Raw genomic sequence first — 10910 nt, 5'->3', positions numbered from 1 at the left:
TGCTGGCCGGCGAAGCCGAGGACGGCGGGCGCGTTCATCCCGGCGACGGTCAGCGCGACGGTGCTGCCGAGGGCGAAGCGCTTGGTCCGGCCGGTCTTGTGGATCTTCACGGTGGTTGGTCCCCTCGTGAGGTTCGGGAGCTCGTGAGGTTCGGGGTGGCTGGCGGTTCGGGTGTGCTGGCGGGTCGGGCGGCTTCAGCGGGTGGTGGTGGTGTGCTCCGCCCGGTCGGGTGCCGCGGGGACGCCCGGCGGCGCGGCCGGGGCGACCGGTGCGGCCCGGCCGTGCCGGGGATCGCGGGCGTGCCGGGGGCGGCGCTTCTCCAGGACGACCCTCGGGGTCGCCGCCGGACCGCCGGTGACGGTGAGCGTGGCCGTGGGCCGGGTGCGCCGGCGGCGGACGGCGTCGCCGGCCAGCACCAGGATCGGCAGCACGGTCAGGACCAGGGCGATCCAGGCCCAGGTGCGCATCGCGACGTGGTCGTAGCCGGTGAAGAAGGAGGCCGCTATCGCGCCGCCGAACACCAGCGTCCAGAACAGGTGGAAGCGGAAGGTGCTCACCCGGTCCGCGCTGGCCGAACGGCCCTTCGGCGTCACCACGAAGCGGCTGCGCCGCCGCAGCAGCGCCTGCACCAGCGAGGCTGCGTAGACCGGGCCGCAGAGCGCGGACATCAGCATGCCCGCGACCCCGGAGGAGCCGGCCGGCTCGTGCGGGCTCACGTTGTGCTTGCGGTTCCAGGTGTAGAGCAGCAGTTGGAGCGCGGCGGCGTCGCTGTACAGCATCATCCAGATCTCGGAGGACACGTGGACCCCCGAGGCGCCGAACACCAGGTAGAGCACGCTGGACAGACCGCCGAGCAGCCAGGTGAGCGCCGCCATCGGGTAGAAGCCCACCATCAGCGAGTAGTTGAGCAGCCGCCCGGGCGACAGCCGCCAGAGCACCCGCCAGTACTGGGTGAGCAGGGTCTCGTAGGTGCCGCGGCTCCAGCGCAGCTGCTGGGAGAAGAAGTCGGTCCAGGAGGACGGGCCCTCGCCGACCGCGAGCACGTCCGGGGTGTACACGGATTTCCAGCGTTCACCGGTCTCGGCGTTCCGGCTCCGGTGGAACTCCAGGCCGGTCGCCATATCCTCCGTGATGGAGTCGTACAACCCGCCGATCGACTGGAGTGCACGGATTCTGACGGCGTTGTTGGTGCCGACGAACATGGGCGCGCCGTAACGGTTTCCGGCGCGCTGGATGAGTGCGTGGAAGAGGTACTGCTGGCTCTCGGAGAATTTGGTGACGGCCGATCCCGAGCTGCGGTAGTTCCCGTACACCTGGGGTCCGACCACGAATGCCACGTCGGGGTCGCGGAAGTAGCCGAGCATCCGCTCGCAGAAGTCCGGCAGCGGGACGTGGTCGGTGTCCACCGAGACCCAGAAGTCGTAGTCGTCGCCGTGCGCCTGCAACCAGGCGTTGTAGTTGCCGTGCTTGGTGCCGGTGCGGAACCGTCCCTTGGGCTGGTTCCAGTACGGGCGGCCGAAGCGGCTGAAGTGGCGGACGCCCAGCTCGGTGCAGAGCGCCTGCATCGCAGGATCGTTTCCCTCGTCCAACAGCCAGACGTCGTACGGGCCGTCGTGCCGGACGGCGCGGGCCGCGACCAGCGTGGCCCGCACCATCTCCGCCGGCTCCTTGCCCGGCACGCAGGCGGTGACGAACGCGACCCGGGTGCCGGACTCCGGCGTCACCGGTATCGGATCGCGGGCGACGAGCGTGGCGTGGGTGTTGGACACGACGTTGACCAGCCGGAACACCTCGACCACGGCGATGATCCCGATCATCACCTGGTCGCCCAGCAGCACCAGGGTGTGCGTCTCGCCGGGGCGCTCCGGCCAGTGCTCCGGCAGCAGCAGCCACACCAGCAGCACCACCTCCACCAGCGGGGCCGCCACCATCAGCAGGGCGGCGCGGATCCGGTGCGGCTCGCGGCGCAGCAGGCTGCGGTACTGGACGCGGTAGGGGGCGGTGGGGGCGGGGGCGGGCTCTTGCGCGGCCTCGTGCACAGTCTCTTGTGCGGCCTGGTGCGCGTGCCAGGGTGACGGCGGGGCTCCGTGGTGGGCGGGCTCGGGCCGGTAGACGCCGCCACCGAGGTCGTCCTCCTCGTCCGGGTCGTGCGCCGGGCCGGCCAGCCGGCTGAAGTGACCGTAGTCGTACGGGGCTTCGGGTACGGGAACGGCGGCCAGGTCGTCGTCGAGCCGCCGCCCGGCGCCTCGCCCGCGGGCCGTCCCGGCGTCCTTCTGTCGCGCGAACGGCGTGGTCATCGTCTGCTCCCCCCGGCCGGGGCCCGGCCGTGGCGGCGGGCCCGTTGGTGCGTGTTCAGACCGGGGGTATGCGATCCGCCGTCCCGTGGCGCGCCTGGCCGGCCGCGTTCGGCGGGGCTGGTCCGCTCCCCCCGGAGCTTTGCTTCGCCTTGCCTCTTGCCTCGAAAGCCGTCCCCGTGAAACACCGCCCGGTGGACCGCCGTTGTTTCCAAGCGGTTTTCGGGCCGTCATTCGCGTCATGCTTCTGCTTGCGCCGGTGGGCGTTTGCGAGCGGAATTCATTGCGCGCCTGCGGGGACTTCGAATGCGGATCCCGGCGCGCTCCCGGCTTCCCCTCCGGGCACGCGGGATCCACGGCGCCCCCAACTCTCCCGGAGGGCAACCGTGATCGCAACCGGTCTGGGAAATGATCACCGCGCAAGCATGAAGATCCTACGGTTCCCGGCCAATCCGCACCGCAGTGGTGCTAATGCAGCGAATTCGGCGGACGGGGCGACGGCAGCGGCGCCGCGGAGGCAAAGCGAACGGCCGGACCTCCCCGACGGGAGGCCCGGCCGCTGCTGCGGGGCGGGGTCGGTGTATCCGGTCCGGTTGGTGCTGGCCGGTCCGGTCGACCCGGCCCGGTCAGAGCGGTGGAAGGAGGGCGGCGCCCGTCGCGGCCTGGACGTCCGCGAACCCCGTGCCCGGGGCCGTCTCCACCACCCGCAGCCCGTCCGGCGTCACGTCGATCACGGCCAGATCGGTCACGATCCGGTTGACAACTCCTCGGCCGGTGGCGGGAAGCGAGAGCTCCTCGACGATCTTCGGGGAGCCGTCCCGGGCGGTGTGCTCCATGACCACGATCAGTCGACGGGCCCCGTGCACGAGGTCCATCGCGCCGCCCATGCCCTTGACCATCTTGCCGGGGATCATCCAGTTGGCGAGGTCGCCGGCAGCCGAGACCTGCATGGCGCCGAGCACCGAGACGTCGATCCGGCCGGCCCGGATCATGCCGAAGGAGAAGGCGGAGTCGAAGTACGAGGCGCCGGGGGCGACCGTCACCGTTTCCTTCCCGGCGTTGATCAGATCGGCGTGCTCCGTGCCCTCGACCGGGTACGGGCCCACGCCCAGGATGCCGTTCTCCGAGTGCAGCACCACCTCGACGCCCGGCGGGAGGTGACTGGGGATCAGGGTGGGCAGGCCGATGCCCAGGTTCACGTACTGGCCGTCGCGCAGTTCGCGGGCGGCTCGGGCGGCCAGGGCGTTGCGCGGGTCGAGGCCGGGCTGCGGGTGGCGGACGGCCTGCGGTCGGTGGGCGGTCTGCGGGGTGGGCGCGGGGGACCGGGTGCTGGTCGGGGTGGACATCGGTTCAGGCCTCCTGGAGTGCGGGGCGGACGGTCCGGCGCTCGATACGGCGGTCCGCGGGATCGGCGGCCACCACCCGGTCCACGTACACGCCGGGCAGGTGCACGGCGTCCGGGGCGAGCTCGCCCGGCTCGACGATCCGGTCCGCCTCGACCAGGGTGATCCGGCCCGCGGTCGCGCAGAGCGGGTTGAAGTTGCGGGCGGCGGCGTGGAACACGCAGTTCCCGTGCCGGTCCGCCACCTCGGCCCGGACCAGCGCGAAGTCCGCCGTGATGGCCTCCTCCAGCAGGTACCGGCGGCCGCCGAACTCCCGGACCTCCTTCGCCGGTGAGGCCAGTGCCACCGAGCCGTCCGCCGCGTAGCGCCAGGGCAGCCCGCCCTCCTCGACCTGGGTGCCGACCCCGGCCGGGGTGTAGAACGCGGGGACGCCGGCGCCTCCGGCGCGCAGCCGCTCGGCCAGCGTGCCCTGCGGGGTGAGCTCCACCTCCAACTCGCCGGACAGGTACTGCCGGGCGAACTCCTTGTTCTCGCCGACGTACGAGGACGTCATCCGGGCGATCCGGCCCGCCCGCAGCAGCAGGCCGAGCCCCCAGTCGTCCACCCCGCAGTTGTTCGAGACCACCTGGAGGCCTGTGGTGCCGGTGTCCGCCAGGGCACTGATCAGGGTGCTCGGGATGCCGCAGAGGCCGAAGCCGCCGACGGCCAGCACCGCACCGTCGGGGATGTCCCCGACCGCGTCGGCGGGGGAGTCCAGGACCTTGTCCAAGAGATCACCTCGTGAGGAGTGGGATACGGGAGAGGGCGCGCCCGGGTCGGGCCCGGTGGGGGGCCCGACGGGAAGACCCGGCGGGATGGCTCGGCGGCCGCCGCCGGACGGCTGCCGAGCCCCTCCACCGTCACCGGACGCGGGCCGCCGCAGCCATGGCGGCTCCCGCCATGGGCGGGTACCAGCCCGTGTCGGCCGGCCACACCTGGACGTCCGGGGAGCGGCGCCGCCCGGGTGGTATGTCGGTTGGAGCCACATCACGGCGGGCCGATGCGTCGCCCGGGCACATGTCGCCAGTCCCACCGCACACCTACGGTTCCGGCATCCACCCCGCCGCACCCTCAGGAGTCGGTCATCATGCGCAGCTCGACAGCCCCCACTCGGCCCGCCTCCGGCGCCCGCCCGGGCGAGACCCTGACCGGCGGCCCGGCCCGGAAGCTCGCCGCCGTCGCGGCGTGCGTCCTGCTCGCCGCGGGCTGCGCCAAGGCCGGCACCGCCGGGACGGCCTCGGCGGACGGCGGTGGTGCGAAGAGCCCGGTCAAGGTCGGCCTGGTGTACTCCAAGACCGGACCGCTGGCCGCCTACGGCAAGCAGTACCTGGAGGGCTTCAAGGCGGGGCTGAGCTACGCGACCAAGGGCACCGGCGCGGTCGACGGACACAAGGTCGAATTCGAGGAGCAGGACGACGCGGGCGACCCGGCCAAGGCGGTGTCCGCCGCCAAGGACCTGATCGGCAAGGGTTACAAGGTCCTGGCCGGCTCCACCGCCTCGGGCGTCGCCCTCCAGGTGGGCCCGATCGCCGCCCAGAACAAGGTGCTCTTCGTCAGCGGCCCGGCCGCCGCCGACAAGGTCACCGGTTTGAACAAGTACACCTTCCGTTCCGGCCGCCAGTCCTTCCAGGACATCCGCACCGCGGCCTCGTTCATCGGTGACGCCAAGGGCAAGAAGGTCACCGTGCTCGCTCAGGACAACGCCTTCGGACAGGCCAACGTGGCTGCCGTCAAGGCCGTGCTCGGCGCCCAGGGCGCGACGGTCGACCAGGTGCTCGCCCCGCCGAGTGCCACCGACCTCACCCCGTTCGCCACCCAGGCCAAGACCGCCAAGCCCGACCTGCTGTTCGTCGCCTGGGCCGGCGACAGCTCCTCGGCCCTGTGGACGGCGCTCAACCAGCAGGACGTGTTCGCCGACACCAAGGTCGTCACCGGCCTGGATCTGGCCGCCTCCTACCCGCTGTTCGGCCCGGCGGCCGAGAAGATCTCCTTTCTGAACCACTACTTCAGCGGCGCCGCCGGCACCCCGGTGGAGAAGGCCATGGACGAGGCCGTCACCGCCGCCGGCGGGAAGACCGACATCTTCACGCCCGACGGCTTCACCGCCGCCCAGCTGATCGTGCACGCCGTCGAGGCCAACCACGGCTCCACCGACGACACCTCGGCCCTGGTCAAGGCGCTGGAGGGCTGGAGCTTCGACGGGGTGAAGGGGCGCACCACGGTGCGCGCCGAGGACCACGCCCTCCTCCAGCCGATGTTCCAGGCCCGGCTGACCGGCACCGGGGCCGCCGCCAAGCCCTCGGTGGAGAAGGCCCTGACCGCGGACGAGGTGGCGCCCCCGGTCACCCCGATGGCGGGCTGATCCCGATGCCCGCTCCCACCGCCCCCACTCCTTCCCCGGCCGGTTCCCCGGCCACGGCCACGGCCTCGCCCGCCCCGGTGCTGCGGCTGGACGGACTCGGTTGGTCCGTCCGCGGGGTGCCTATCGTCGAGGACGTCTCCTTCTCGGTCGGCGAAGGCGAGTTCATCGCCTTCATCGGCCCCAACGGCGCCGGCAAGACCTCCCTCTTCAACCTGATCTCCGGCATCTATCCGGCGACCCACGGCAGCCTCCACCTCGACGGCGTGGACGTCACCGCCGAGGCCGTGCACGCCCGGGCGCGCCGCGGCCTCGGCCGCACCTTCCAGACCTCCTCCCTCTGGCCGGGGATGACCGTCGCCGACCATGTCCGACTGGCCGCCCAGGCGGCGGCCGGACCGCGCGCCTCGTACCGGCTCTGGCGCCGTGCCGACCGGTACCAGGAGCAGCTGGCCGAGACCCTCCACCGCACCGAACTCACCCACCGTGCGGACACCTTGGCGGGCGCGCTCTCGCACGGCGAGAAGCGCAAACTGGAACTGGCCGTCCTCCTCGTCTCCGATCCGCGGCTGATCCTGCTGGACGAGCCGATGGCGGGGGTCAGCGCCGAGGAGGTGCCGGCCCTCACCGAGCTGATCCGGTCCGTGCACCGCGACCTGGGCCGGACCGTCCTGATGGTCGAGCACCACATGGACGTCCTGCTCGGGCTGGCCGACCGCCTCGCGGTGATGCACCACGGCACGCTGCTCGCGCTGGACACCCCCGAGGCCGTGATGGCCGACCCGACCGTGCAACAGGCCTACCTGGGCGAGGCGCTGTGACCTCCTCTCCGCTCCCCTCGCCCGGTTTTACCTCCACCGCTGCCGCTGCCTCCGCGGCCGTGCCTACGTCTCCTGCCGCCCCTCTCCTCTCCGTTCGCGATCTGCGGGTGGTCATCGGCGGGCTGCACATCCTGCACGGTGTCGACCTCGACGTGGCCCCCGTCGGGGTCACCGCGCTCCTCGGCCGCAACGGCGCCGGCAAGACCACCACCGTCAAGGCCGTGATGGGCCTGGTGCCGCGCACCGGAAGTGTCCGCTTCTCCGGTGTCGAACTCGCCTCCCTTCCGACACATCTGGTGGTCCGTCATGGCATCGGCTACGCCCCCGAGGACCGGGGGATCTTCGCCGGCCTGACGGTCGCCGAGAACCTCCGCCTCGCCGAGCGCGCCGTCCGGGGCGGGGGCGAGGCGGGCGAGCCGAACTATCCGCTCGTCCACGAGCTCTTCCCCGAACTCAAGCAGCGGGCCGGCCAGTTGGCCGGGACGCTCTCCGGCGGCCAGCAGCAGATGGTGGCGATAGGTCGGACGCTGCTCAACCGCAACCGGTTGATCATCGCCGACGAGCCCACCAAGGGTCTGGCGCCGAAGATCGTCGCCGAGGTGGCCGAGGTGCTGGCGCGAGCGGCCGAGGCCGTGCCCGTTCTCCTGGTCGAGCAGAACCTCGCCCTCGTCCGACGGCTGGCCGGCACCTGCGCCGTCCTGGCCGACGGCCGTACCGCCCACCGGGGCGACACCGCCGAGCTGTTGGCCGACGAGGAGGCCGCCCGTCGCCTGCTCGGCGTCGGCTCCCGTCACCCGCTCGCCGGCGGACCCCGGCCCGCCGCTTCTCCGGCCACCCCTGTCGTCACCGCGGAGGTGAAGCCCTGATGGACACCGTCGTCCTCCTCTCCTGTACCGGACTAGGTCTTGGTGCGTTGTACTTCCTGGTCGCCTCCGGTCTGTCGTTGATCTTCGGTCTGATGGACGTGCTCAACTTCGCGCACGGCGCCCTGCTCTCCATCGGCGCCTACGCCACCTGGTGGGCCGGCACCGAGGCCGGCCTCTCCTTCTGGCTCGCGGTGCCGTTCGGCACCCTGGTCGGAACGGCCGCCGCCGTCCTGCTGGAGCTCTTCCTGATCCGCCCGCTCTACAGCCGGCCGCGCGATCAGATCCTCGCCACCGTCGGGGTCGGGCTCGCCGTGCCCGCCCTCCTGATGGGGGTCTGGGGCGCGGACGCCCGCCCCTTCCCCCAGCCGGCCGTGCTCTCCGGCACCTGGCACGTGCTCGGTGCGACCGTCCCGGTCAACCGCTTCGTGCTCGTGGCCGCGGCCGCGCTGCTGCTGCTCGCTCTTCGGTTGTTCCTCGCCCGTACCCGCTACGGGCTGATCGTCCGGGCCGGCGTCGAGGACCGGGCCATGGTCACGGCGCTCGGCATCGACGTCCGGAAGGCGTTCACCCTCGTCTTCGCCATCGGCGGGGCGGCCGCCGCGCTCGGCGGTGCCCTCGGTGGCCTCTACTTCGGTTCGGTCAATCCCGGCCAGGGGACCGGGCTGCTCATCTTCGCCTTCGTCGTCGTGGTGATGGGCGGCATGGGCTCCGTCACCGGGGCCGCCGTCGCCTCCGTGGGCGTTGGTCTCGTCCAGCAGCTCGCCAACTACTACACCGGCGCCGGGCTCGGCGACCTCTCGGTCGTCGTCCTGCTCGCCGTGCTCCTTCTCGTCCGACCCCGTGGACTCACCGGGAGGCTCGCGTGAGCGCCGAAACTCCGATCACGAGCACCGGTGGCCCCGCGGCCGACCGCAGCGCCGCCACCATGGCAGGGGGGACTGACACCAGCCCTGCCATGACCGCCATGCTGGCAGAGGGGACTGACACCAGCTCCGCCAACACCGTCACTGTGGCAAGGGGGACTGACACCAGCCTTGCCGAGACCCATTGTGAACACACGACCGACCTCGGCGCCATCCCTCGAACAGGTGATTCAGTCACTAATCGCTGGACACCGGTGCACAGAGCGCTACGCTGGTGGCCGATCGCCCTGCTGATCACGCTCCTTGTCGCCCCATATAGTGCGCTTCCCGTCCCGGGACTGCTCGACGGCCCGCTCGGCAGCCCCGGCAGCCTGCAACTGCTCGCCCTGTGCCTGCTCTACGGGGCCCTCGCCTCCGGCTACGACCTCCTGCTCGGCCGTACCGGACTGCTCTCCTTCGGCCACGCGCTCTACTTCGCGACCGGCCTCTACGCCACCGACCTCGGAATGCTGGAACTGAGACTGCCGTTCGCCGCCGCGGCGGTCTTCGGCGTCGCCTGCACCGTCGCGCTGGCCCTGCTGCTCGGCTCGGTCAGCCTCCGCGTCACCGGCATCGGCTTCTCCATGGTCACCCTCGCCTTCGCCCAGGCCGGCTCGATCCTCGTCCAGCGCAACCCCGGTGGCGTCACCGGCGGTGAGGAGGGCCGCTCCGCCCCGGCCGACCTGCTGCCCTCCGGCCTGCTCGGGATCGAGAACACCGCCAACCTCTACTGGATCGCCGTCGGCTACCTGGTGCTGACGGTCGCCGTGGTCCACTGGGCCGTCAACTCGCCGGCCGGTCGGGTCTGGGAGGGGATCAAGGAGAACGAGCGCCGGGTGGAGGTGCTCGGACTGCGCCCCTACGGCTACAAGTTGGTCGCCTTCGTGCTCGCTGGCGGCCTCGCGGGGCTGGGCGGGGTGGTCTACCTGCTGCTGACCGGCGGCGCCACCCCGCAGGCCGCCGGCTCCGACGCCACGCTCGCCCTGCTGGTGATGGTGGTGCTCGGCGGCTCGGGGACCCGCTGGGGTCCGCTGCTCGGCGGTGTCCTCTACACCTGGGCCAGCCACCGGCTCGGCGACCTCGCCAACTCGACGACGATCGCGGACCTGCCCGCGGTCCTGCGGGTGCCGCTCTCCCAACCCCTCTTCCTGCTGGGCACCCTGTTCGTCGCGGTGGTCTACCTGCTGCCCGGCGGCCTGGCTAGACTGCCTGCCCGCATTCGCGCCGCCCGATCCGCCCGTGCGGTCCGCACTCCGGCCGCTGCCCGGACCGCCCGTCCCACCGGAGGTACCCCCGCGTGAGCCAGTCGCCCCTGAAGCCCGAGGAGTTGACCGTCGCCGTGCCCGGAGGGGAGCTGGCGGTCCTGCGCTGGCCCGCCGCCGAGCCGGACGCCCCGACGATCGTGGCGGTGCACGGCATCACCGCCAACGGCCTCGCCTGGTACGAGGTCGCCCGTCAACTCGCCGGGCGGGTCACCCTGTTCGCGCCCGACCTGCGGGGGCGCGGCGGGAGCCGCGCGGTCGCCGGGCCGTACGGGCTGGCCCGGCACGCCGACGACGTGGCCGCACTGATCACGGCCCTCGGCACGGGCCCGACCACCGTGGTCGGCCACTCGATGGGCGCCTGGGTCACCGCCCTGGCCGCCGTCCGGCACCCGGAACTCGTCCGCCGGGTGCTGCTGGTGGACGGCGCGCTGACCTTCCCGCTGCCGGAGGGCATCCGTGAGGAGGACGCGCTGGCCGCGGTGCTCGGCCCCGCGCTGGCCCGGCTGTCGATGACCTTCCCGGACCGGGACGCCTACCGGGAGTTCTGGCAGCGGCACCCGGCCTTCGGGACGGCCTGGTCGGCGGAGATCGACGCCTACACCCAGCGCGACCTGGTCGGTGTCGAGCCCGAACTGCGCTCTTCCTGCGTGCTGGAGGCCGTACAGACCGACGGCGCCCAGGTCCTGCTGGACCGGGACGCGGCCACCGCAGTGCACCGGCTGCCCTGCCCGGCCGAACTGCTCTGGGCCGAGCGCGGCCTGCTCGACGAGCCCCAGGGCCTCTACGACCACCAGCGGATCGGGCTGGCCGGGCTGGACCAGGCCCGGGTGCCGGCCTCGCTGGTGCCGGACACCAACCACTACTCGATCCTCTGGGGAGAGCCGGGGGCCGAGCGCATCGTCCGCGGCCTGCTCGCGGACGTCACCGCCGCGGGGTAGCGGGCCCGGCCCCGACGACGGCGGCCGGCGGGGTCCGTCCACCCCGCCGGCCGCGCCTGTCCCGGTCTGCCCCGTCCCGGCCC

At 72.6% G+C, this 10910-nt stretch carries 9 protein-coding genes; 6 read left to right on the top strand and 3 right to left on the bottom strand.

The genetic code is table 11. The features are described 5' to 3' along the window. Positions 1–194: 194 nt before the first annotated feature. The 3 genes from ACFV61_RS17885 to ACFV61_RS17875 form a co-directional block, all read right to left on the bottom strand. Positions 195–2297, bottom strand: a complete 2103-nt coding sequence (locus ACFV61_RS17885; RefSeq protein ID WP_380492562.1) for a glycosyltransferase family 2 protein — start codon at positions 2295–2297, stop codon at positions 195–197. A gap of 623 nt (positions 2298–2920) precedes the next feature. Continuing rightward, positions 2921–3640 (bottom strand): 3-oxoacid CoA-transferase subunit B, encoded by a 720-nt coding sequence (locus tag ACFV61_RS17880; protein ID WP_079135861.1) that lies wholly within the window; start codon positions 3638–3640, stop codon positions 2921–2923. 4 nt (positions 3641–3644) lie between these two features. Then, on the bottom strand, positions 3645–4406 hold the full coding sequence (locus ACFV61_RS17875; RefSeq protein WP_380372832.1) for a CoA transferase subunit A: 762 nt from the start codon (positions 4404–4406) through the stop codon (positions 3645–3647). 357 nt (positions 4407–4763) lie between these two features. Here ACFV61_RS17875 and ACFV61_RS17870 point away from each other — a divergent pair, with 357 nt between their 5' ends. The 6 genes from ACFV61_RS17870 to ACFV61_RS17845 all read left to right on the top strand — a co-directional run bounded on the left by ACFV61_RS17870 (position 4764) and on the right by ACFV61_RS17845 (position 10827). Continuing rightward, on the top strand, positions 4764–6038 hold the full coding sequence (locus ACFV61_RS17870) for a substrate-binding domain-containing protein (protein WP_063349258.1): 1275 nt from the start codon (positions 4764–4766) through the stop codon (positions 6036–6038). A gap of 5 nt (positions 6039–6043) precedes the next feature. Then, entirely contained in the window at positions 6044–6856 is an 813-nt protein-coding gene (locus ACFV61_RS17865) for an ABC transporter ATP-binding protein (protein WP_363370184.1), read from the top strand. A 59-nt stretch (positions 6857–6915) separates the two neighbouring features. Next, complete coding sequence (locus ACFV61_RS17860) at positions 6916–7722, top strand: ABC transporter ATP-binding protein (protein WP_079136313.1); 807 nt, start codon at positions 6916–6918, stop codon at positions 7720–7722. After that, positions 7722–8588, top strand: a complete 867-nt coding sequence (locus ACFV61_RS17855; protein ID WP_380492559.1) for a branched-chain amino acid ABC transporter permease — start codon at positions 7722–7724, stop codon at positions 8586–8588. Before ACFV61_RS17860 ends, ACFV61_RS17855 begins: the two co-directional genes overlap by 1 nt. A 251-nt stretch (positions 8589–8839) precedes the next feature. Continuing rightward, positions 8840–9925 (top strand): branched-chain amino acid ABC transporter permease, encoded by a 1086-nt coding sequence (locus ACFV61_RS17850; RefSeq protein ID WP_347878547.1) that lies wholly within the window; start codon positions 8840–8842, stop codon positions 9923–9925. Beyond that, a complete protein-coding gene (locus ACFV61_RS17845) occupies positions 9922–10827 on the top strand; it encodes an alpha/beta fold hydrolase (RefSeq protein WP_380492557.1) in 906 nt (301 codons plus the stop codon). The genes ACFV61_RS17850 and ACFV61_RS17845 overlap by 4 nt, the downstream gene beginning before the upstream one ends. The last annotated feature ends 83 nt before the right edge of the window (positions 10828–10910 follow it).

The sequence above is a fragment of the Kitasatospora sp. NPDC059817 genome (assembly GCF_042731835.1).
Taxonomy (GTDB): domain Bacteria; phylum Actinomycetota; class Actinomycetes; order Streptomycetales; family Streptomycetaceae; genus Kitasatospora.
Note: the sequence above shows the minus strand (reverse complement) of the source record. Positions and strands in the feature narration are given on the sequence as shown.

Bases quoted from the DNA above. Each gene is read 5' to 3' on its own strand.
- ACFV61_RS17885 (WP_380492562.1), bottom strand. From the start codon at position 2,297: ATGACCACGCCGTTCGCGCGACAGAAGGACGCCGGGACGGCCCGCGGG.
- ACFV61_RS17880 (WP_079135861.1), bottom strand. From the start codon at position 3,640: ATGTCCACCCCGACCAGCACCCGGTCCCCCGCGCCCACCCCGCAGACC.
- ACFV61_RS17870 (WP_063349258.1), top strand. From the start codon at position 4,764: ATGCGCAGCTCGACAGCCCCCACTCGGCCCGCCTCCGGCGCCCGCCCG.
- ACFV61_RS17865 (WP_363370184.1), top strand. From the start codon at position 6,044: ATGCCCGCTCCCACCGCCCCCACTCCTTCCCCGGCCGGTTCCCCGGCC.
- ACFV61_RS17855 (WP_380492559.1), top strand. From the start codon at position 7,722: ATGGACACCGTCGTCCTCCTCTCCTGTACCGGACTAGGTCTTGGTGCG.